Below are 21,463 nucleotides of genomic sequence, written 5' to 3'. Positions count from 1 at the left end.
ACCTATTACAATTGTGTTTTTCACAAAAAACAAATTTTTTTTTTGTGAATTTTATATAAAAAAAAGGCTTAAATGAAAAGTTCAGAAGAAAAATTATTTAATTATATTAAAAAGAAACTCCCTAAAAACGTTTCTTTTATAGATAGAATTGCAGAGGTTTTAAATATAAGTTACGACGCAGCATATAGAAGAGTTAGTAGAAAGACCGCGTTAAATTTAACGGAAACTTTAAAACTTGCAAATCATTACAATATAGATTTAAATACTTTATTATTATCTACTAAAAATGATAATAAAAAAATTGTTGTAGAAAAAACGCATCATTTAATTGAAGAAAACTTTTTACAAACTTTTTTTGACAAATCAACTAACGAGATTAAAAACTTACAGCAGTCTAAGGGAGCATTATTAATAAACTCTCTTAAAGACTTCCCACTCTACCATGCTGGCAATGGCTTTTTTTCTATGTTTAGAATATTTGCTTTAATTAATATTTCTAGCAGAAATTCTAAAACAAAAAAAATGCCTTTTTCAGAATTTACTACTTCTTCTAAAATTTTAAAAAAACACAATACTTTTTTAAAAGAATACAATAAAGTTGCGTTAATAGAAATATGGAGTGATTCTAGTATAGATAATATTTTAAATCAAATTCAGTATTTTTTTGAAATTGGACTTATCACAAAATCCGAATCTTTAATGATTGCTGATAGTTTAGTAGATTCTTTAAAATTAATTGAAGAACAAGCAAAAAATCAAAAAAGAAACCATAGTAAAAATAGCTATCAATTGTATCATAACAATTTAGTTCCGCTATTAAATACAGTGCTTATGCAATCTGAAAACCAAAAAAATATTTTTGTCCCCTATACTAATTTAAGTTATTTTAGAGTGAGTGATGAGAATACCACCCAACAGATAGAACAACATTTTAAAACGCAAATAGAATTTTCTAACAACCTTTCTGGTGATGCCTCTGTAGAAAGACAAAAGTTTTTTAATACATTATATCAAAAAATTGAAAACAGAAAAACAAGACTTTCATTTTCTACTAATGATGCTTTGAACCCTGTTTTTTAATTCTGGAATCACATTTTTCTCAAACCACGGGTTTTTAGTCAGCCAAAAACGGTTTCTTGGAGATGGATGCGGAAGTGTAAAATAGGTAGGTAAATATTCTGGGTAATTATCTACTGTTTCTGTAAGTGTACGTTTGGCCTTGTCTTTTAAATAATAATTCTGAGCGTACATTCCGATAAGGATAATCAATTCTAAATTTGGCATTTTGTCAATGATTTGCTGATGCCATTGTGGAGCACATTCCTTTCTTGGAGGTTTATCGCCACTTCTCCCTTTTCCGGGATAACAAAACCCCATGGGTACAATAGCAAATTTTTCTACATCGTAAAAATCTTCATCAGAAACATTGAGCCATTTACGTAATTGCTTTCCGCTTGCATCATCCCAAGGAATTCCAGATTTATGAACCTTAATTCCAGGAGCTTGACCAATAATTACAATTTTAGAATTTTGATGACCTGTAACCACAGGATTTGCTTCCAAATCTAAATGTGGTTCGCAAATTGTGCATTTTTTTATTTCAGATAAAAGATTTTGCATACTCTAAAAATACAGTTTTTTGTCATTCCGATGGAGGAACGACGAGGAATCTCATTTTAAATTTCTATGTTATTAAAGATGAGATTTCTCATTAGTTTATCTTGAGCGGAGTCGAAAGGCGAAAAGCTCATTTCGAAATGATCTGTGTTAGAAATCTTACTTTAATTCCAAAGCTTCACCTTCAAAAGACAATCCTTCGAAACCAGATTTCATAAAGTTTCTAATATTTTGATGCGAAATACCATTTTCATCTTCTAAAACATTTTTATAGTGTTCTCCAAAACAAAATAAAGCTTCTTCTTTTGTCAATTTTTGAATCTTCGCAAATGCAAATAACTTACAAGAACCAGAATTTTCGCCTGTTTTGTTTTTAATATCTCCGTTTGTAAATGTGGTTGGCGTAAAATTATAATTATCCTCAATTACTTGCATGGTTTCTGCAAAGTTAATTTGGGTTGGGTTTACTTTTAATTTTGTTATGAATTGTTGGATGATCATATCTAAAGATTGTAAAATGATTAATTCTATTTAGGTTTGTTCTAGCTATTTTACCATAAATCTTGCACTTCTGCCTTAATATATTTATCGTAAATACTTTTTGTTTGCGCGAGTTGGGTATCCGAAATCGGACTTATATTACTTGTATTTAAGTTAGAAACTAATTGCTCTACGCTAGAAGTTCCAGGAATTACACAACTTATTTCATTAAAAGACAAAATCCATTGTAATGCTTTATGCACAAGACTTTCGTCTTCATTAAAAATTGTTTTTAACTCTTCTACAGCCTGTAAACCTAAATTATAATCTATTCCAGAGAACGTTTCTCCTTTATCAAAGGCAGCTCCGTCACGGTTAAAGAATCTATGATCTTCTTTGTTAAAGGTTGTTGTTTTAGTAAATTTCCCTGTCAATAATCCACTAGCTAATGGAACACGAGCAATAATACCAACATTTTTCTTCTTTGCTTCCTCAAAAAATATTTCACTTGGTTTTTGACGAAACATGTTAAAAATAAGTTGAACGGTACTTACTCCTTCAAATTCTATTGCTTTTAATGCTTCTTCAACTTTCTCTACACTTACTCCGTAATTTCTAATTTTACCTTCTTTAGTTAAATCATCGAACAAACCAAAAATTTCTGGACGACTATACACTTCTGTAGGCGGACAATGTAATTGAATTAAATCAATCCTATCAACACCTAAGTTAGATAAACTATCTTCTACAAATTTCCTTAAAGCTGCAGTTGTGTATGATGCATTTATATGAGGATTTAATTGACGACCACATTTTGTAGCAATAAATACTTCTTCAGAACTTGCACGTACAATTTTACCTACCGCTTTTTCACTTAATCCATCACTATAAACATCTGCGGTATCGATAAAATTAATTCCATTATCAATTGCTGTGTTAATAATTTTTTCTGCATTCGATAAACTAAAGTCACTTCCCCATTTCCCTCCTACTTGCCAAGTACCTAAACTTATTTCTGAGATGTTTAAGTTTGTTTTTCCTAATTTTCTGTAATTCATTTTTGCTATTATTTATTGTGATTTTTTGAAAATTAATTTAAATTCTTTGTTCGTAAATATTGTTGGTGTAAAATTATAATTATTTTCAATTACTTACATGGTTTCAGTAAAGTTAATTTGGGTTGGGTTTACTTTTAGTTTTGTTTTGAATTGTTGGGTGATCATTTATATTTTTTTTGATAAAAATAATAAAACCCATCTCTCTACTTGAAGTAATTCTAATGAAAAAATATTCATAAATACCTTATAACAAACTATATAGTTGTTTTTTTTCATATTAACAACCCTTTTATTTATAAGGGTTTTAGATGTTTCTAAAAGTCTGAACTATTTTAAAGTTTATGGTTTTTGTAATCTTGAAAACAATAAATCAATGAAACTACGAATTTCAATATATTATTTATTCGTAAGATTCTTGATTGTAATTTATTTTTGAGTAATGATTTTCTTTAAAAGTCAAAACCCTTTGATTTTACTAAGTAAATTTCATGTCTTAAAAAATAATTGATTTCGATTTACTTTAGTAAAATAAGATTATAAATTATGGAAACATACCAAGTCATAACTTTAATAATATCTGGAATCATCCTTCAAATTGGATTGACTCTAAGGTTGAAAATTAAAGAAAAATCAAAAGAAAAAAGGATTGAAAAGTTTGAGAAAATGGATGATGCTAAAGTTAATGCCATTGGAAATTATGAAGAAAAATCAAAATCTAAAAATTTCAAATAATTAATTTTAACGCATTGGCAAATATTAATATTGATTTCATCACTTTCTGTGATAGTATTACAAATAAGGATTAATGTAAACAAAAATATTGATGAGAAATCAATTTTAAAGAAGATGAATAAAGTGAAAAACTTATTTCCGAATTTAACAATAAAGGAGTTAGATAGCTTTATTATAAATACTAAAGAAAACCCTATTGATAAAAAAGAAACTTAATATTCTTTTCCCCTCTTCAATAGCATCATTCTATTTTTTTTCAAATAAAAACGCATTTCACTGTTATAAATACACATACTTTAACGTTATTAAAATAGAATGACCAAACAAGACTTTAAATACAAAGTATTTTCATTATCAGCACTCATATTTCCTATGATAGCTCGTATGCTAAGCAGTAATTCTAATGCAGAAGATGCGATTCAAGAGATAATGATAAAACTATGGAATAAGAGAAAACAACTTGATAAACACCCAAACATAAAAGGTTTTGTCATTTTAACAGCTCGTAATTATTGTTTAGATATTTTAAGAAAAAAAACAGTGTTGTTAGAAGATTCTACCGCAACTCTTAAAATTATAAAATCGCCAAATGAACATACAGCATTAGAATGGAAAGAATTAAATACTATTATTGATGAAATTCTAACTACTCTACCAGAACAACAAAAAGAAGTTTTTATAATGCGAGACTTAGATGGCTATGAATTTGATGAAATAGCTGCTGCATTACAAATAAAAATAGAACATGTTAGAGTTTTACTTTCTAGAGCAAGAAAACAAATAAGTATCACCTTAGAAAAAACATATAGTTATGAAAGAGGTAAATATTAAAGACCTTATAGAAAAATACAAATCAGGAAAAAGCTCTTTAAAAGAAGAAGAATTTTTATTTGATAACATCGATGATTCTGAAACAGGAATTAAAGCATGGTCTTCTTTTGTAAAGAAAAATAAAAAAGTTGTTCCAGATAATTTTAATGATGATTTATGGCAATCGTTTGATAAAAAAACGACAAAAACCAATCGATTTAAAATTGGTTTGATGTCTGCCGTAGCTTCCATATTATTACTGAGTACACTTTATCTTAATAATCTAAGAAACCAAGGCTTAAGTAATAACGAAAAAGAAGCTTTGCTTAACGAAGCAAAAAAAATGTTTATAGTGACCGAACAAACAAAACCAATACTTAGAATTATTGTAGAAAGTGATTTATTAATTGTCTACACCAAAATAGAATAAACCCATTAAATATAATTACTAATCTTAAATATAATAAAAATGAAAAAAATATTATTTATCGCTGCTGTTATGTTGTTTTCAACAACCATTGTTAATGCACAAGAAGAAAAAAAAGACGGAAAAGAAAAAATCTATATAAAATTAAAAGACGGTGCTAAACCTACTATTTATGTAAATGATAAACTATTCGACTTCCCAATGGAACTGATAGATCAAAATAAAATAGCATCTGTTAATGTTATAAAAGGAGAGAAAGCAAAACAAAAATACAATGCTCCAAATGGTGTTGTTCTAATAAAAACAAAAGAGTTAGAAACGACCTCTATTCCTATGCCTAAAGTAGCAAAAAAAGATACAGAAATCGGAGGTAAAAATGGACCAATGGTAATTGTTGATGGTAAAGTTACAGACAAAGCAATGTTAGATACCATAAGTCCTAATACTATTGATAAAATGGAAGTTTTAAAAGGAGAAAAAGCAATACAACAATACAACGCTCCGAATGGTGTGATAATTATTACCACAAAAAAACTGTAACTACTTAGCTGTTTTTTGCATCAATTCTCAATAAGTAGAAAATCTATTGATTGGGAATTTTGTATATAATTTATTTTGTAGACTTCCCTTCCACAATCACAACAATTTCTCCTTTTGGTGGTTTTGCTGTAAAATGTGCTAAAACTTCAGTTGCAGTTCCTCTAATGGTTTCTTCAAACATTTTTGTGAGTTCTCTTGATACAGAAACTTGCCTATCTGCTCCAAAATACTCTACAAAATGCCCTAAAGTTTTTACTAATTTATGAGGAGATTCATAAATAATCATGGTTCTTTTTTCTTCTGCCAACAATAAAAAACGAGTTTGTCTTCCTTTTTTTACGGGTAAAAAACCTTCAAAAACAAATTTATCATTTGGTAAACCAGAATTTACCAAAGCAGGCACAAAAGCCGTTGCTCCAGGTAAACAATCCACCTCAATATTATTTTCCACACAAGCTCTTGTCAATAAAAAACCAGGATCTGAAATTGCAGGAGTTCCCGCATCAGAGATTAATGCACAAGTTTCTCCGTTTTGAATTCTTTGTACAATTCCTTTTACAGATTTATGCTCATTGTGCATGTGGTGACTGTGCATTTGCGTTTCAATCTCAAAATGTTTTAAGAGTTTTCCACTGGTACGTGTGTCTTCTGCTAAAATAAAATCGACTTCTTTTAGAATTCTAACAGCTCTAAACGTCATGTCTTCTAAATTACCAATTGGTGTTGGCACTAAATATAGTTTACTCATGGTATCATTTACATTATCACAACAAACTTACAAAAGAATTAAATAAAACCCCTTTGTAAGTTTGGTAAATGAATTCAGAAAAGAAGTATTCTTTTGAAACCTTCAATATATTAATGAATACCTCTATTTTATTTCTATTAATTCTGTTATCGAATAATCTACATTATTAAAAGCGTCTATATCTTCACGAATTACTTTGGCAAAAACACCTGGTTTATTTATAATCATCCAATATTTAAGTTTTACTTCTCCATAAAAACCTTCCACTACTTTACATTCAAATTCTCCTGCAATTACTTTTATAGTTTCCGTTGTTATTACTCTAAACGGACCTAGTTTTTCTTGTGGAAAAAAATCATTGGTCATATTTAAAAAGCCTCCTTTAAAACTTTCAGCACCTTTTAAGGTGTCTTTTTCTGTTATGATTAAATTATTTACAGTGATACTTTTTCTTTTTTTATTTATGTTGATTTTTGACAATAAAGTGTCTTGTTTAAAACTTGTTGTGTTTGGTATTAACCTACTTTGTTTATACTTTAAATAGTTTACATGTTCTAGTTCTACTAATAAAGCATTAAAATCTAACCAAGGAGGGTTTTCGTTTGGTCTTGCTGGAAAATTATCAATATTAAAAATTAAACGCTCTAAATTAGTGGAGGATACTTCTTTTTTAGCAATGATTTCTTTTCCATTTAAATTTAGTACAAATACATTTTCTGATTGCTCTTTTAACGTACTTTTCCCTTTTAACAATTCCGATTCCCCTATAAAGGTTATAGATTTCTCATCAGAATTGTACATCCACGTTCCATTAGTTGTTGATTTTATGCTATCTTTTGAAGAAATTGTAGTTAACGAAAAAACATCTGGTAGTTCCATTTTTAGCAACTGAATATCATCAAAATCATTTTCTAATTTCCAAGCTCCTTTTAATTTTGACATTGCGTTTTCTTTAGCAATTTTATTTAGATCTAATTTTAAATAGGTTGTTTTTATGCCCTCTTTTTCTAACACGAGTTCTTTATTGGTACTACTTAAAATTTTGCTCATGCCATTAAAATCTTTTTTAATATTAGATCTCATTTGAATTTCATTACTTCTAATATTGTAACGCCAAGTTGCAATCAATACACTTTCCATCAATACTCTTCCCCTATTAGAGAACTCTATAACTTTAAATGGATATTGTGTATTGGTCGGTAATTCTACTTTGGTTATAAGCCAACTTCCAATAATTTTTGCTTTTTGTGCTTTAGAAGAAAAACTACAACCAATAATTATAAGCGTGATAACCATTTTTTTCATGAGTCTTTATTTTTATCTGGTTAAACATTAAAACATCTCAAGACAAGCAAGCAGTTTAGTATTCCCCCTACTAAACACTAAACTTTTAGCCTGCTCGTTTCATAACAATTTATTCTTTTTTTTAGGTACTATTTTCCCTTAAACTTCCATTGTACTATAAATTATATAATTATCAAAAACTCTAAAATATGTTGAACACTTTTTTATAGTACAGCAATCGATTACATAGATTAAAGTTTGACTATTAGTTATAAATTTAGGTAAGGATGTCTAAACTTTTTTTAACTACCAAAGAATTAGTAATTGCACTTTAAAGATAATAAAAAAACCATAATCACCCTAATATCAAAATCTTAAAATAATATATTTCTACAAACTTCCAAAATTTTCATTTTACTCAACTAATTTCACTCTTATGAGAGCGCTTTTTAAAATTAAGAAAACAAATACTATCCTTTATTTTCTATTTTTTTTGCATTTTCATTTTTATCACTTTTTGCATCATTTCGTAAGTTTGATGCAGCTCTTGATCACTCATTTTTTGCATTTCTTCGTTCTCTTTATCCCCTAAAGCCATTTTTTTCCATTCTTCAAAAGACATTTTACTAAGCATCAACATTTTGGCATCCATATTTTCTATTTCATCTTCATACTCCTCATTGTCCATAAAACCTTCTTCCTTAATAATAGGAAAATCTGGTAGGTTAAAGTTGCTATCTTTTAAACTTATATTAAATTTAGCATCAATAGCTTCTTTAACAGTTCTAATTCCCATCATAGTCATTTCTAATTTTAATACAACACCTTTATACATTAATTGTTTAGCACCGTGTATATCCCAAACTTCGCAATTGTATCCAAGAAAATTTTCAGTACCAATTAATTTACCGCCCATACCTTCTAACATTGATTTACCCGTTTTATGAACATTACCATTGGCAAAAGTTTTGTTTAATTCCATTGCCATATCACGTCTCAAGAAAATTTGTTGTTTGTTAAAATCTACGTGATAACTTTCGCCATTATTTAGTTTATACATGGAATGTGTAGTAGCTATATCTGTGTTTTTTTTACCAAAAATATCCGTATTTGTTGTTCTTGTAGATTTTTCTTCTACAAGTTCTAAATTACCCCAATCTTTAAAGTATAAACTCTCAGATCCTCCACCAACAATTTCACTTCCCATAACACTACCGTTTATGGTTAATTTGTATTTAATAATACCCGATTGTACTTCGTATCTTTTTAATTTAGATTTTAGTTGTTCTGCATGTACAGATAAACTATCTCCAATTTTTTTTTCGTTTCCTTTGCAACTTACTGTTGCAATAAATAGTGCTAGTATGATATATAAATTTCTCATTTTCTTTAAGTTTTGTAATCATTCTTAATTGCCTTTTAATTTAATTCTTTTGTCGTTTATTGATTGTTAGAACAGCTATTTTATTATAATGGATTTGCTATAATATTTAATTCGGCTGTAACCTCCACTTTAAAATCTGTTACCTTTCCACTTCTGTAATCTCCAGTTACTCTAATTGTTAATTGTTTGTTGTTTTTAAGAAGATTTGCTATTTCATTTATTTTAGCGATATCTACAACTTAAAAAATAGTTTGATTGGTATAGGCTTGGTAAATGTTAAACTCTAGATTACTCAACAATTTAATACTGTCTGCATAAAAATCGACAAAAGCTATGTCTGAAGACGTATCATCTCCTGAAAACTCAACAATTTTAAATGTCATTTTTTTTATACTAACATCTTCAAATTGATGTAAATAATCGTGTGTATCAGTATTATCTAAACTTAATACTTTTGTTAAATCTAGACTTTCTTGACTTACATTTTCATTAAAATGGACTGGAATTTTAGCCGTAATTTCTGTGCCAAATTCTACATCGGCTAACTCTTTTATTTGTTTACAAGATGTAAATGTAAAACTGGCTACAATTACTACTAATACCGCTAAAACTTTGATTGACTTTTTCATTATATTTTTTTAAAGTTTTTTTTCAGAACACTCTTTACTCCTTTTTACAGTGTTAAGAAAAAGGAGTAAAAAGTGTTTTTCTTAAAATAATTAGCTTTTAAAGCTGATACAATACTCCTACACTCACTTGCATATATCCACCATTGTTTACTGCATATTTAGCTTCTCCCATGCCAAATAAATTGTCTGATAATTGATAACGACCACCAACACCTAAATTAAAACCGGTATCTGTACTACTTATAGACCCAGAAGACATATACTCTTGTTCATTATACATATAATCATCATAAGGCGTATATTCTTCATCATAAGAATAATCGAAACCAGGAATAGTAATACGCATAATATTTACCCCTGCGATACCATAAATTTCAAAGTTATCTTTTGCAGAAAAAACATAATGAGCATCTAAATCAAAGCCCATCCATTTAATTTCAAAATCTCCTTCTCCTTTCGGAAAAAAGTAGTTAATACCTAGCGATCCTTCCCATTTATCATTTATTTGATAAACTCCTTTTGCTAAAATTGCTACAGAATTTATTTCGGTTGCGTACGCAACACCACCTCCTAATAAAATTTCAGATTCTTGTGCTTTTAATTGATTTGTTGATAATGCAACTATTGATATAATTGCGAATACTAATTTTAACTTTTTCATGATTATTTAATTTAAATTTATATTAATTGATTTATTTAAAAATTTTACTTGCTACTTTAAAAAACCTAAATGGTTTTAAAATCTACTCAAAACTTAACAAATTCAACTCTTCTATTATTTGCTTTTCCTTCCGGAGTACTATTATTGTCTATTGGTTTAGATTCTCCAAAACCATCTGATTTTAATCTGTTTGTTGAAATCCCCATAGAAACATCTTTTTATTATCAATAATTCTAATACAGGAATAAACTTAGTTGTACGTTTAAATAAAATTATTTTGTTAAGACTATTCACAGGGTGCTGCTATTTCTTCTTCTAATTCTTTTATTAGTTCATTAATACTCTGTTCTTCTGAAGCAGGAATGCAATCTTTAAGTTTATTCAAAAAATCAATCACATTTTGTGCTTCCTTTTTTACATTGTTACAGTTTGCAGTAGAAGGAGTTTGATATTGCACCATAGTGGCATCGCTATATTTTTTTAAAGTGGTTTGAAACTCGGCAGTATATTCATCGCAAATACCACTTGTAGGATCATCATTGCTACTAGAACAAGAAACATTAAATAACAAAACTGTTAATAATAATACGAGTACTCTTTTAAAATTTTTCATAATAATTTGTTTTTAATTATACTACAAATTTAGGCGTAGAATTAAAAAAACAGACCATTAGAATAGGTGATTTCTATCACCCTAAAGGGTGATTTAAGAAAGGAAAAACCCTATTAAACCTAACAATAGAAGGGTTTTTACAATTACACTACTAAAAAAGGTGAATAAAAATTTTGATAATGAAGTTAAATCTAAAAGGCTACTTTTTAGCCTCTAAAAAGTGTGCATCTTGAGCTAAAAAGTTAATTGGTAAGATCATTTTTCTCGAAAACTATCATCAGATTTCAAAAAAACAGGTACGTTTAAGAAGAAATTTTTTGAACTGCTTGAACTCTATTTTTTACATCGAGTTTTGTGTAAATATGAGAGATATGTGTTTTAATGGTATTGTTAGAAACAAACATTTTTTCTGCAATTTGGGCATTGCTCAATCCATTAGATATATGTTTAAGAACTTCTATTTCTCTTTTAGATAGTTCAAATTCTTTTAACTCTTTATTAGAAAAAGAAGGATCTTTTGAATTACTAGTTTTTAATTTTTTAATTTGAAGTAAATAATTTTTTATTTCATTATTTTTTTGATCTAATTCTAATAATTTATTTCTTCTCAATAATATTAAAATAAGAATAGTAGTAATACCAATTGCAACACTCGCTATAAAAAGCCAAAAATTAGAATTTGCTTTTTGATCACTTTTATTTTTTTCTTTTGCCAATAATTGAATTCTAGTATCTTTTTTAGACGACTCATAACTAATTTGTGTGCTAATAAAACTTTTCTGAGAAGCTTCATTAAGAATACTGTCTCTAAAAGCCAATACTTGCTTTTGAGCACTTAAGGCTTTTTTATATTGATTGGTTTTAGAGTAATAATCCGTTAGAGTTTCATAACCTAACAAAATATTTTCTTTAGAATTTATTTGCTTTGCTTTATCTAACCCAGCGTTAATACACTTTTTCGATTCCTCAAACTTGTTTAAATGCAGATTATTAATACCAATATTTAGGTAGCTTTTACTTAAATAGCGGGTATTTTTAAATTTTTCTAATTGCGGAATTGATTTTATATAGTATTCGTTAGATTTTTTATAATCTTCTTTTCTTTGATATAATTTTCCGAATAAGGTGTATTTAATAGCAACACCTTCTTTTCTTGGGTACTTTATGGCTAATTTTAACGCTTTATCAATATAAAAATAGGCAGAATCAAACAGCTTTTTTTCTATAAATATTTCACCCAAATTAGCATAACCATATTCTTGCCCTTTGTTATTGTTTCTTTCTTTTTCGAGTAAAATTCCTTTTCTTAAATAATAAAGTGCTTTATCATATTGGTGGGTATCAATAAAAACATTCCCTATTCCGTTTAATGCAATAGATTTACTACGGTTATCCCTAAATTTTTCGGAGAGTTTTAATGCTTCAAAATAATAATTAAAAGCTTCTTTTTCTAAATTTACTTTTCTATAAGTAACTCCTAAATTATTTAAACAGATAAGTATTAACAAAGTATCTGTAGTTTGTGTTAAATAAGATAAAGCTCTTTTATGATTGGTTATAGAACTGCTATAATCTTGCTCGTACCTTGCAGTAATACCTTTTCGGTCATAACAAGTACCTATACCTTTAATATAAAAAATATGCTTAGAAATAGTTAAAGCATCTTCTAAAACACTTTTATTAATTTCTTTTTGTCTGATAGATTGTTTGTATAAGGCTATTAAATCATCTACCTTTTTTATAGAATTCGGAGTATTTTTTAGAACTTGATAGGCACTATCTATTTGTATGTTCTTTTTTTGAGAAAATATGGAAATTGGTAAAATTAAAATACACAAAAGTAGATATAAGTACCTCATACTTAGATTATATCTTTCAAAGATAGTTCTAAATCCTTAAAATAATTAATTACAACAGCCTTTTTTAGTCAAATTTATAATGATTATTTATAACTAATTTTAGTGAATTAAACGGGTTCTGCGTTACCGATTGTAGTACTTCGACGACGCTCAGTATAAACTAATGTTTGAGCTCTTTTGAGGCACGAAAAAAGCGAGTGCGGAAAGCGGGGCATTTCTCTTTAGAAATGAACGCCCAAAAACCTCATATTAAATAGAAAATGATTAATTTTGCAGCTTGAATAAATGAGACTTCTGTCTTCGAAGGAATGGCAGATAAGAATATAAAAATAAAGAAATGTATAGAAGTCATTCTTGTGGCGAGTTAAGAGCATCGCATATAAATACAGAAGTAACCTTAGCGGGTTGGGTACAAAAAAGCCGTGATAAAGGTTTTATGGTTTGGGTAGATTTACGTGATAGGTACGGAATTACACAACTTATTTTTGATGAAGAGCGTACGCCAAAAGAAATGATGGAGAAAGCAAAATCTCTAGGTAGAGAGTTTGTTATTCAGGTTACAGGTACTGTAATTGAGCGTGAAGCAAAGAATTCTAAAATGAAAACAGGAGACGTAGAACTGTTGGTTTCTAAGTTAGAAATCTTAAATGCATCTGTTACTCCGCCTTTTACAATTGAAGATGAAACTGATGGTGGTGAAGATATTAGAATGAAATATCGTTATTTAGACATTAGAAGAAACCCGGTAAAAGACAGTTTAATTTTCCGTCATAAAGTGGCAATGGAAGTTAGAAAATACATGTCTGACCAAGATTTTATAGAAGTAGAAACTCCTTATTTAATAAAATCTACGCCAGAAGGTGCAAGAGATTTTGTGGTACCTTCTCGTATGAATGAAGGTCAGTTTTATGCGTTACCTCAATCTCCACAAACCTTTAAACAATTGTTGATGGTTGGTGGAATGGATAAATATTTTCAGATTGTAAAATGTTTTAGAGACGAAGATTTACGTGCAGACAGACAGCCAGAATTTACACAAATTGACTGTGAAATGGCATTTGTGGAGCAAGAAGATATTTTAAATGTTTTTGAAGGATTAACGCGTCACTTACTAAAAGAAGTAAATAATGTGGAGGTCGAGAAATTCCCGAGAATGTTATATGACGATGCCATGCGTTTGTATGGAAACGACAAACCAGATATCCGTTTTGGAATGGAGTTTGGCGAGTTAAATGCCGTTACGCAACATAAAGATTTTGGTGTTTTTAATAGCGCAGAATTAGTGGTTGGTATTGCTGTACCTGGCGGAAACGCATACACAAGAAAAGAAATAGACAATATTATTAAATGGGTTAAGCGTCCGCAAGTTGGTGCTTTAGGAATGATTTACGCACGTGTAAACGAAGACGGAACATTCAAATCTTCTGTAGATAAATTCTACAATCAAGAAGATTTAGCTAAATGGGCAGAAATTACAGGCGCAAAACCTGGAGATTTAGTGTGTGTGTTATCTGGTGACACCAATAAAGTTAGAGCACAATTATCTGCTTTACGTATGGAATTGGCAACACGTTTAGGCTTGAGAGATCCTAAAGTATTTGCTCCGCTTTGGGTAATAGATTTCCCATTACTAGAATTAGATGAAGAAACAGGTCATTACCATGCAATGCATCACCCGTTTACCTCACCTAAACCTGGGCAAATGGAATTATTAGATACAGATCCTGGAGCCGTAAAAGCAAATGCGTACGATTTGGTTTTAAACGGAAACGAAATTGGTGGTGGATCTATTAGAATTCACGACAAGCAAATGCAAGCAACCATGTTAAAGCATTTAGGTTTTTCTGAAGAAGATGCAAAAGCACAGTTTGGTTTCTTAATGGATGCTTTTGAGTATGGAGCACCACCTCACGGTGGATTGGCTTTTGGATTAGACAGATTAGTTGCTATTTTAGGTGGACAAGAAACTATTCGTGATTTTATTGCATTCCCAAAAAACAATTCTGGCCGCGACGTAATGATCGATGCACCTGCATTTATAGATGATGATCAATTGAAAGAACTAAGCTTAAAATTAGATATTAAAATATAAAGATTTAAATCCCGCTGCTAAAGCGGGATTTTTTATGAACTTTAAAAAAATCAGAAACTATAAAAGAAAATGAATTTTAACAAACTCCTGTTTTTATGTGAGTTTGTATTATTTTTGCCCGCGAATTAATTTCTTAATGTACATAAGACTTATTAAAAGGCAATTAACATCAAGAAAAAATAAATTTATAACAACAATTACTTATACATACAGTGCCTACAACTAAAGATATTTACAGAAAAATCCTAAAGTGGAAATATAGAAATATTTCTAACAAACAATTTACAAACATTGCAAGTGCCATTATTGGGTTATTGGCTGGTTTAGGTGCCGTTACTCTAAAAAATGCAACCCACTTAATTCAACATTTATTAGAAGGCGAATTTATTAAAGAAATTCATAGTGCATTTTATTTTATTTTTCCAATTATTGGATTATTAATCGTTCTATTTTTAGTGAAGTTCGTCATAAAAAAAAGAGTTGGACACGGAATACCATCTACATTATATGCTATTTCTAAGCAAAAAGGAATTATGCCAAAACATCAAATGTGGGCATCTATTCTTACAGCTCCTATAACCGTTGGTTTTGGAGGTTCTGTTGGGCTAGAGGGACCAACAGTTGCTACAGGTGCTGCATTAGGTTCTAATTTTGCACAACTTTTTAGATTAAACCAAACAACCAAAACATTATTAATAGGTGCAGCGGCAGCAGGTGCTATGTCTTCTATATTTAAAGCACCAATTGCAGCGATTGTTTTTGCTGTAGAAATTTTTAGTTTAGAGTTAACTTTAGCATCCATGATTCCGTTATTATTGGCTTCTATTACCGCTATTTTAACCTCTTATTTCTTTTTAGGAGATGATGTACTATTACACTTTAATATACAAGACAAATTTGAACTTAATGATGTCCTTTTTTATATTTCGCTAGGTGTTTTTACGGCTTTAATTTCAGTCTATTTTAGTAAAGTCTATTTTGCCATTGCTAAATTATTTAGAAAAATAGAAAAACCTTATCAAAAATTATTAGTAGGAGGAATCTCTTTAGGAGTGTTGGTTTTTTTAATTCCACCATTATTTGGAGAAGGGTACGAAACAATCAATAATGTATTAAAAGGAAATATATTAGAAGTGGTACAAAATAATATTTTTAATTCCATTTCAGATAATATTTACTTAGTTATTTTATTTTTATTAGGTTTAATTATCTTTAAAATAGTAGCAACTTCTTTAACTTTTGGAGCCGGAGGAATTGGAGGTATTTTTGCTCCAACATTATTTACGGGTAGTTTAGCAGGCTATGTTTTTGCACTGTTTATAAACTACACCAACGTATTTGGACATAAATTATCCTTAATAAATTTTGCTATGGTTGGTATGGCAGGTTTAATGGCAGGAGTTTTATTAGCTCCCTTAACCGCTATCTTTTTAATTGCAGAAATTACAGGAGGCTATGAGCTGTTTATTCCTTTAATGATTGTAAGTTCAATTTCATTTATCATAACCAAACGCTACATCCCTCATAATATTTATGCTGCCCAATTAGCTAAAAAAGGAGAATTGATAACACATAATAAAGACAAAAATGTACTTATGTTTTTAGATACTGATTCGCTTATTGAAAAAGATTTTATATCTACAAAACCTAAAAAAACACTAGGAGAATTGCTAAAAGAAAATGTCGCAAAATCTAGTAGAAACATATATCCTGTATTAGATGATGAACAACATTTTATGGGTATTGTTTTATTAGATGATATTAGACCTGTAATGTTTAACCAAACAATGTACGATAAAATTAGAGTTTCTGATGTTATGACGAGTGCACCAGAAGTAATTTTAAGTGCAGATAATACAGAAAAAGTAATGCAGAAATTTAAAGAAAGTGGTGCTTGGAACCTGCCCGTTGTTAAAGGTGGAATATATGTAGGTTTTATCTCTAAATCTAAATTATTAACGGCATATAGAAATAAATTAATAGAAGTAACTGCATAAAACTATTGAAAAAAAATGAGGACAAATAGTTTTACAACAAATATGAGGACAAAATCTAACAAAGAGTTAGAGACCATTCTAAAAGAGAAGAATAATTACACGAAAGAAGCCATACAAGCTGTAACCTGGGAATTAGAAGACAGAAATATCATAGAAAAAACAGTTGATATTTCTAAAGAAATAACCGAAGAAGATCAAATTACGGATACTTCTATTGCTAAAAAAACTTTAGAAAATAACGAAAGTCCTTTTAAAGAATTAGAAGTACCTTTTTTATATTCTAAAAAAGCAATACTAGGTTTTACCATCTTCTTTTCTACCATATTTGGTGCCGTGTTATTAATGCAAAATTTAAAAGAAATGAACAAGCCAAAAGCAAGAATTGAGGTTCTTGTTTTTGGAATATTATACATTCTTTTTTCAGCGGTACTTTCAACCTACCTGCCTCAAATGATGTTTATCCCATTATTATTTAACATAATTGGATATGCAGTACTAACAGAATATTATTGGAACAAAAATTTAGGTAAAGATTTCGCATACCAAAAGAAACCTATTTGGCAACCATTAGCAACTTCAATACTAATTGTACTTCTACTAGTTATATTACTTTATTTTACCACAACTTTTGGATAAATAACTTAGTTTTAAATAGGCAAAAAAGTAGAGGCTCTAATTATTAAATTCGTTTTAATTTCAATTGTTTTACTATTTGCATAGCTATTATGTTCTTGAATTTCTCTAATTAAATAATCTACCGCCAACTCACCTATTCTTTTACCAGGTTGATCTGTAGTTGTTAAATTTGGTTCTACTATTGTAGATATTAAAGAATTACTAAAACCTACCACAGCAATTTCTTCTGGGATTGTAATATTAAATTTTTTTAAAGTTTGTATTACGCCCACAGCTGCTGCATCTGTTATAGAAAATATAGCATCTGGTCTTTCCTTTAAACTAATTAACTGACTCGCTAACATTTTTCCTTTATTTAAAGAAATATCATCTGTACTTAAAATAAGTTTTTCATCAATAGGAATGTTATGCGTTTTTAAGGCTCTCAAATATCCTTGAAACCTTTTTTCTGAATTATAAGAATGCTCAAACTCTTTTATAATAGCAATTCTTTTTTTACCAATATTTATTAAATGTTCAACCGCATTAAAAGCAGCTTCTTCTCCATTAATTATAATTTGAGTACAAGGAACTTTATTAGAAACTTTATCAAACAACACCAATGGTTTTTGATTTAATGCATATAAAATAGGATCTACATCTTTCGTATTTTTAGATAAAGACATTAAAATACCATCTACACCAAACTGCAACATGGTTAATAACATTTCTTTTTCCCGGGCAATGTCGTTATTAGATTCAGAGATAATAACCCGATAGCCTTTCATTTCAGATTGCAATAAAATTTCTTTTAAAATTGTTGATGTAAAGTAAGAAGTAATATTTGGTACAATAACTCCAATAATATTTGTTTTATGCAGTCTAAATCCCTTTGCAAAAATATTAGGCATGTAATTTAGTTTTTTTGCCAAATCTTGCACACTCTTAGTTGTTGCCGGACTAATATCTGGATGGTCGTTTAAGGCTCTAGAAATAGTAGAAGTGGATAAACTCAGAATTTGAGCCATTTTTTTAAGTGTTACAACCTCTTTTTTCAAAATACATCGTTTTCGTAAAAATACTAAAAACAAACGTTCCCGCAAACGTTTGCGTAACATTTCCGTAAAAAAAAGCATTTAAAACGTTGTAATTGTTAATAAATTTGGCTTATAATTAACTAATTCTTAAAAACATGAAATATTCATTACTTACATTATTATGTGTCTTTAGTTTTTCTGTAGTAGCAGCTCAGACAAATATAAAGGGAACAATTAAAGATAATACAGGCGAAGGAATTCCGAGTGCAAGTATTATTATTAAAGGAACTACATCCGGAGGAACATCTGATTTTGATGGAAATTATAGTTTTACATCTTCAGCAAATGGCGCTCAAACAATTCAAGTATCCTATATTGGATTTACAACTTTCGAAAAGAAAGTGAATCTAAATGGAACTACAATAAAAGTTGATGTTGTTTTACAAGAAGGAGGCGCAGAACTAGATGAAATAGTACTTACTGCCTCTGCAACTTTTAGATCTCAAAAAGAAACACCAATGTCTATTAGTTCTATTAAGCAAAAAGAAATTACAAAACTTTCTGCCAATAGTCAGGCAGATATCCTTAGAAGTGTACCTGGTATTACTGCAGAAGGTGGTGGTGGTGAAACAGCAACCAACGTTTTTGTTAGAGGTTTACCTTCAGGAGGACAATATGTATTTAATCCACTACAATATGATGGAATGCCATTAATGAGTACGTTTGGTTTAAACTCGTCTGCACATGATGTTTACGCAAGACCAGATATTGGTTTTAAAGGTGTAGAATTTGTAAGAGGTGGTGCAGCTGTTTTATACGGTGCTGGTTCTGTAGCCGGAATTATTAACTATACAAGTAAAACCGGAGATTCAAATCCTGGTAATATCGTAAATGTAGAATGGGCAGATAAAGGTCGTTTAAAAACAGATTTTTATTCTGGAGGAAGATTAGGAGGAGAAGATTCTAATACTTTTTATGCTTTTACGGGGTTTGTTAGAAAAGATGACGGACCAATAGAAACAGGTATGCCAACAAAAGGTGTACAGTTTAGAGCCAACATTAAAAAGAAATTTGATAAAGGATCTTTTACATTACATGGTCAGTTTATTAATGACAGAGCTCAATTCTTTTTGCCACTTCCATTAGATGGTGATAGAAATAGAATTGACGGAAATGATGGACAACCAGTTTCTCAGTTATTATCTAGCGAATTAGCACATACCTCATTTTTAACTGCAGGTGGCGCTTATGAAAGCCCTATAGAAGATGGTGTTTACACCGCTGGTGGATATTTAATGGGAGATTTTGATTATAAGTTTTCTGATGATTTAAAATTTAAATCAAAAATAAAATACGCTAATTATAAACATAATTTTGCTTTATATGTTGGTGGTAACGGAGACAACGGAAACCCAATTAAATTAAGTGATTACGTTGCAAATGTTGCTCCGGGAAACCAAGGATATACAGCACAATATCAAGGAAGTGCAGCTGGTTCATCTGTAAGCAATTCAGATTTAGTGGTAGATAATTTACATGTAGATAGATTACGCCCAATGACAGACTATTCTGGAGAAGCGTCTTTTACTAAAACCTTAGAAACAATTAAAGGAACTCATAATATTACAGCAGGTGTTTATTTAGCACTTACCGAAGCAGAAGATGTTAACTATCAATACAGAGTTTTATCAGAATTTAACAACGATCCACGTTTAGTAAACTTAAGTTATGTAGATGCTAGCGGTAATGATGTTACTTTCTCTGAAGGAGGATTGTATAATAGAATTGGTATGACATCTAACAAGTTTTTAACGCAAAACAAAACAGCGTTCTATTTAACAGATGAAATTGTATATGATAAATGGCGTTTTGATGCTGGTATTAGAATAGAAAATACAAATGGTACTTTTAGTAACGGAAACATAGTAAGCACTAAAGTATACGATGATGCTACTTTAACTGCAGAATTAGCAAACGTTAATTATGCCGATGGAAGTTTTACAAGAGGAAATATTGATGCTACGGACTGGGCTTTATCTTTAGCTGCATTGCATAATTTAACAGATGAAGTTAATTTATATGCTAACTTTTCAAAAGGTTTTTTCTTTCCACAAATTAGAAGTTTTGCTCCTGTAGCAGGTATAAAAAACACAAATTACGATTCAGAAAAAATTATTCAATTTGAAGCTGGTGTAAAATTAGGTAAAGAAAGATTATCTGGGTCTTTGGCTGCATACTATGTAAGTTTAAGCGATAGAATTAAAATAACGCAAGCATTTAATACTGCTGGTGCTTTAATTGATAAAACGAGATCTGAACAAGCAACAAAAACTTTAGGTTTAGAAGCAAACTGGTCTTATAAACTAGCAGATCATTTAGATTTTAGAGGTACTGCTACTTACCAAGAACATGAAATTACAAAAAACATTGATGAAGATTTAGAAAATGGTGGATCTACAGAAATTAATGTTGGTAATAAATTAGCAAGACAACCTAATTTCCTAGCAAGTTTAGGTTTAAACTATGACAATAATAGTTTTGATGCGCTGCTTTCTTTAAATCATACAGGAAAAAAGTTTGCTGCAGATAACAACAACGTAGAGTTAGAAGCAATAAACATTGTTAGATTAGGTGCAGGTTACACCTTTGGTTTAAATAAATCGGAAGACAGCCAAGAAAACTTAAGAATAGGTGTCTCTTTCTTTAACTTATTTGATAGTTCTGGTATTACAGAAGGAGATCCAAGGAATGTAAACCAATCTGGTGATGCCGAATTTTTTAACGGAAGACCAATTCTACCAAGAAGAATGTTTGTAACAGCAACCCTTAATTTTTAATCCCCCAACCTTTTATAAATAAGTTTCATTTTTAGGTTACTCA

General features: G+C 29.6%; 20 protein-coding genes. 9 read left to right on the top strand and 11 right to left on the bottom strand.

Annotated features, from left to right (window positions below):
* Positions 1 to 72: 72 nt before the first annotated feature.
* Positions 73 to 1,080: a hypothetical protein gene (locus JOP69_RS15610; protein WP_203391834.1), complete on the top strand. Its 1,008-nt coding sequence runs from the start codon at positions 73 to 75 to the stop codon at positions 1,078 to 1,080.
* On the opposite strand, the gene JOP69_RS15605 is transcribed toward JOP69_RS15610, so the two are convergent.
* The 3 genes from JOP69_RS15605 to JOP69_RS15595 form a co-directional block, all read right to left on the bottom strand.
* Entirely contained in the window at positions 1,042 to 1,620 is a 579-nt protein-coding gene (locus JOP69_RS15605; RefSeq protein WP_203391833.1) for a uracil-DNA glycosylase family protein, read from the bottom strand. The genes JOP69_RS15610 and JOP69_RS15605 overlap by 39 nt on opposite strands.
* 156 nt (positions 1,621 to 1,776) lie before the next feature.
* Positions 1,777 to 2,118 (bottom strand): HopJ type III effector protein, encoded by a 342-nt coding sequence (locus tag JOP69_RS15600; protein ID WP_203391832.1) that lies wholly within the window; start codon positions 2,116 to 2,118, stop codon positions 1,777 to 1,779.
* A gap of 50 nt (positions 2,119 to 2,168) precedes the next feature.
* The gene (locus tag JOP69_RS15595) at positions 2,169 to 3,155 is read right to left on the bottom strand and encodes an aldo/keto reductase (RefSeq protein ID WP_203391831.1); all 987 of its coding nucleotides are present in this window, start codon (positions 3,153 to 3,155) and stop codon (positions 2,169 to 2,171) included.
* A 543-nt stretch (positions 3,156 to 3,698) separates the two neighbouring features.
* Between JOP69_RS15595 and JOP69_RS15590 the strand changes: the two genes are divergently transcribed.
* The 4 genes from JOP69_RS15590 to JOP69_RS15575 all read left to right on the top strand — a co-directional run bounded on the left by JOP69_RS15590 (position 3,699) and on the right by JOP69_RS15575 (position 5,664).
* Positions 3,699 to 3,887, top strand: a complete 189-nt coding sequence (locus JOP69_RS15590; RefSeq protein WP_203391830.1) for a hypothetical protein — start codon at positions 3,699 to 3,701, stop codon at positions 3,885 to 3,887.
* 315 nt (positions 3,888 to 4,202) lie between these two features.
* Complete coding sequence (locus JOP69_RS15585) at positions 4,203 to 4,718, top strand: RNA polymerase sigma factor (RefSeq protein WP_203391829.1); 516 nt, start codon at positions 4,203 to 4,205, stop codon at positions 4,716 to 4,718.
* Positions 4,699 to 5,127 (top strand): hypothetical protein, encoded by a 429-nt coding sequence (locus JOP69_RS15580; protein ID WP_203391828.1) that lies wholly within the window; start codon positions 4,699 to 4,701, stop codon positions 5,125 to 5,127. Before JOP69_RS15585 ends, JOP69_RS15580 begins: the two co-directional genes overlap by 20 nt.
* A 39-nt stretch (positions 5,128 to 5,166) precedes the next feature.
* A complete protein-coding gene (locus JOP69_RS15575; protein ID WP_203391827.1) occupies positions 5,167 to 5,664 on the top strand; it encodes a hypothetical protein in 498 nt (165 codons plus the stop codon).
* Positions 5,665 to 5,734: 70 nt separating this feature from the next.
* Here JOP69_RS15575 and rsmI read toward each other — a convergent pair whose 3' ends face one another.
* From rsmI to JOP69_RS15540, 7 genes are all read right to left on the bottom strand, one after another.
* The gene (gene rsmI, locus JOP69_RS15570; RefSeq protein ID WP_203391826.1) at positions 5,735 to 6,412 is read right to left on the bottom strand and encodes a 16S rRNA (cytidine(1402)-2'-O)-methyltransferase; all 678 of its coding nucleotides are present in this window, start codon (positions 6,410 to 6,412) and stop codon (positions 5,735 to 5,737) included.
* Between the two features lie 123 nt (positions 6,413 to 6,535).
* Entirely contained in the window at positions 6,536 to 7,717 is a 1,182-nt protein-coding gene (locus tag JOP69_RS15565; RefSeq protein ID WP_203391825.1) for a hypothetical protein, read from the bottom strand.
* Between the two features lie 463 nt (positions 7,718 to 8,180).
* Positions 8,181 to 9,080, bottom strand: a complete 900-nt coding sequence (locus JOP69_RS15560; protein ID WP_203391824.1) for a hypothetical protein — start codon at positions 9,078 to 9,080, stop codon at positions 8,181 to 8,183.
* 239 nt (positions 9,081 to 9,319) lie between these two features.
* Positions 9,320 to 9,709, bottom strand: coding sequence for a hypothetical protein (locus tag JOP69_RS15555; RefSeq protein WP_203391823.1), 390 nt, complete (start codon positions 9,707 to 9,709; stop codon positions 9,320 to 9,322).
* Between the two features lie 97 nt (positions 9,710 to 9,806).
* Positions 9,807 to 10,370: an outer membrane beta-barrel protein gene (locus JOP69_RS15550; RefSeq protein ID WP_203391822.1), complete on the bottom strand. Its 564-nt coding sequence runs from the start codon at positions 10,368 to 10,370 to the stop codon at positions 9,807 to 9,809.
* Positions 10,371 to 10,656: 286 nt separating this feature from the next.
* Positions 10,657 to 10,983, bottom strand: a complete 327-nt coding sequence (locus JOP69_RS15545; RefSeq protein ID WP_203391821.1) for a hypothetical protein — start codon at positions 10,981 to 10,983, stop codon at positions 10,657 to 10,659.
* A gap of 302 nt (positions 10,984 to 11,285) precedes the next feature.
* On the bottom strand, positions 11,286 to 12,842 hold the full coding sequence (locus tag JOP69_RS15540; RefSeq protein WP_203391820.1) for a response regulator transcription factor: 1,557 nt from the start codon (positions 12,840 to 12,842) through the stop codon (positions 11,286 to 11,288).
* Between the two features lie 337 nt (positions 12,843 to 13,179).
* Between JOP69_RS15540 and aspS the strand changes: the two genes are divergently transcribed.
* The 3 genes from aspS (at position 13,180) to JOP69_RS15525 (ending at position 17,567) form a co-directional block, all read left to right on the top strand.
* Entirely contained in the window at positions 13,180 to 14,934 is a 1,755-nt protein-coding gene (gene aspS / locus JOP69_RS15535) for an aspartate--tRNA ligase (protein WP_203391819.1), read from the top strand.
* 212 nt (positions 14,935 to 15,146) lie between these two features.
* Positions 15,147 to 16,931 (top strand): chloride channel protein, encoded by a 1,785-nt coding sequence (locus tag JOP69_RS15530; RefSeq protein WP_203391818.1) that lies wholly within the window; start codon positions 15,147 to 15,149, stop codon positions 16,929 to 16,931.
* Between the two features lie 15 nt (positions 16,932 to 16,946).
* Positions 16,947 to 17,567 (top strand): hypothetical protein, encoded by a 621-nt coding sequence (locus tag JOP69_RS15525; RefSeq protein WP_203391817.1) that lies wholly within the window; start codon positions 16,947 to 16,949, stop codon positions 17,565 to 17,567.
* A gap of 11 nt (positions 17,568 to 17,578) precedes the next feature.
* Here JOP69_RS15525 and JOP69_RS15520 read toward each other — a convergent pair whose 3' ends face one another.
* Entirely contained in the window at positions 17,579 to 18,604 is a 1,026-nt protein-coding gene (locus JOP69_RS15520; RefSeq protein WP_203391816.1) for a LacI family DNA-binding transcriptional regulator, read from the bottom strand.
* A 134-nt stretch (positions 18,605 to 18,738) separates the two neighbouring features.
* Here JOP69_RS15520 and JOP69_RS15515 point away from each other — a divergent pair, with 134 nt between their 5' ends.
* Positions 18,739 to 21,420: a TonB-dependent siderophore receptor gene (locus JOP69_RS15515; RefSeq protein ID WP_203391815.1), complete on the top strand. Its 2,682-nt coding sequence runs from the start codon at positions 18,739 to 18,741 to the stop codon at positions 21,418 to 21,420.
* Positions 21,421 to 21,463: the final 43 nt, after the last annotated feature.

Source organism: Polaribacter sp. Q13 (genome assembly GCF_016858305.2).
Lineage (GTDB): Bacteria > Bacteroidota > Bacteroidia > Flavobacteriales > Flavobacteriaceae > Polaribacter.
This window is presented reverse-complemented; position numbering and strand designations above follow the sequence as displayed.

Excerpts from the sequence above, each read along its gene's own strand:
- JOP69_RS15575 (WP_203391827.1), top strand. The coding sequence starts at position 5,167 with ATGAAAAAAATATTATTTATCGCTGCTGTTATGTTGTTTTCAACAACC.
- JOP69_RS15590 (WP_203391830.1), top strand. The coding sequence starts at position 3,699 with ATGGAAACATACCAAGTCATAACTTTAATAATATCTGGAATCATCCTT.
- JOP69_RS15545 (WP_203391821.1), bottom strand. The coding sequence starts at position 10,983 with ATGAAAAATTTTAAAAGAGTACTCGTATTATTATTAACAGTTTTGTTA.
- JOP69_RS15605 (WP_203391833.1), bottom strand. The coding sequence starts at position 1,620 with ATGCAAAATCTTTTATCTGAAATAAAAAAATGCACAATTTGCGAACCA.
- JOP69_RS15540 (WP_203391820.1), bottom strand. The coding sequence starts at position 12,842 with ATGAGGTACTTATATCTACTTTTGTGTATTTTAATTTTACCAATTTCC.
- JOP69_RS15610 (WP_203391834.1), top strand. The coding sequence starts at position 73 with ATGAAAAGTTCAGAAGAAAAATTATTTAATTATATTAAAAAGAAACTC.
- aspS (WP_203391819.1), top strand. The coding sequence starts at position 13,180 with ATGTATAGAAGTCATTCTTGTGGCGAGTTAAGAGCATCGCATATAAAT.
- JOP69_RS15525 (WP_203391817.1), top strand. The coding sequence starts at position 16,947 with ATGAGGACAAATAGTTTTACAACAAATATGAGGACAAAATCTAACAAA.
- JOP69_RS15595 (WP_203391831.1), bottom strand. The coding sequence starts at position 3,155 with ATGAATTACAGAAAATTAGGAAAAACAAACTTAAACATCTCAGAAATA.
- JOP69_RS15600 (WP_203391832.1), bottom strand. The coding sequence starts at position 2,118 with ATGATCATCCAACAATTCATAACAAAATTAAAAGTAAACCCAACCCAA.
- rsmI (WP_203391826.1), bottom strand. The coding sequence starts at position 6,412 with ATGAGTAAACTATATTTAGTGCCAACACCAATTGGTAATTTAGAAGAC.
- JOP69_RS15565 (WP_203391825.1), bottom strand. The coding sequence starts at position 7,717 with ATGAAAAAAATGGTTATCACGCTTATAATTATTGGTTGTAGTTTTTCT.
- JOP69_RS15550 (WP_203391822.1), bottom strand. The coding sequence starts at position 10,370 with ATGAAAAAGTTAAAATTAGTATTCGCAATTATATCAATAGTTGCATTA.
- JOP69_RS15515 (WP_203391815.1), top strand. The coding sequence starts at position 18,739 with ATGAAATATTCATTACTTACATTATTATGTGTCTTTAGTTTTTCTGTA.
- JOP69_RS15580 (WP_203391828.1), top strand. The coding sequence starts at position 4,699 with ATGAAAGAGGTAAATATTAAAGACCTTATAGAAAAATACAAATCAGGA.
- JOP69_RS15555 (WP_203391823.1), bottom strand. The coding sequence starts at position 9,709 with ATGAAAAAGTCAATCAAAGTTTTAGCGGTATTAGTAGTAATTGTAGCC.
- JOP69_RS15560 (WP_203391824.1), bottom strand. The coding sequence starts at position 9,080 with ATGAGAAATTTATATATCATACTAGCACTATTTATTGCAACAGTAAGT.
- JOP69_RS15585 (WP_203391829.1), top strand. The coding sequence starts at position 4,203 with ATGACCAAACAAGACTTTAAATACAAAGTATTTTCATTATCAGCACTC.